1 pseudogene is annotated in these 550 nt (G+C 70.2%); it reads right to left on the bottom strand.

The annotated features are described in order from the left end of the window. A pseudogene (locus tag ACKGJN_RS16690) lies at positions 1-550 on the bottom strand (hypothetical protein); the annotation flags it as partial.

Raw genomic sequence — 550 nt, 5'->3', positions numbered from 1 at the left:
CCGGCGGGAAGTCGAGGAAGAGGATCTCGGCCACGGGCAGCACGCGCGGGCCCTCCGGCGTCTCCAGAACCGAGAGGTTGAACTCGCGGCCTTCGACGAAGGCCTCGGCGAAGAAGCGGCCGCCGAAGCGCTGTTCGCGGGCCAGGATCTCCTGGTGTGCCTGGGCGGCGGGCACCACGGAGCCGGCATCGATGCCCAGCGAGGCGTGCTCGGTCAGTGATTTCACGATCACGCGGCTGCCGCGCGGAAAGCCGCTGCCGTCCATCGACCATTCCGGCGTCGGCAGGCCGGCGCTCGCCAGCAGGCGTTTGGCGGCGGTTTTGGTGAGCGTCAGGTGGTGCGCCTCGGTGCCGGCGCCGCTGTAGGCGAGGCCGAGATGGTCGAACATCGCCGGCGCCAAGTGGGCCAGGGCGCTGTCGCCATCAAGAGCCTCAACCAGGTTGAACACCATGAGGGGGCGCTTGGCGGCGAGGCGGCCGATCATCCCGAGATCCAGCCCCAGCTTCACCACCTCGCTGCGGTAGCCGAGCCGCCGCAAGCAAGCGGCGAC

Origin of the sequence: Gillisia xinjiangensis (genome assembly GCF_046298265.1) — a bacterium.
GTDB lineage: Bacteria > Bacteroidota > Bacteroidia > Flavobacteriales > Flavobacteriaceae > Gillisia > Gillisia xinjiangensis.
Note: the sequence above shows the minus strand (reverse complement) of the source record. Positions and strands in the feature narration are given on the sequence as shown.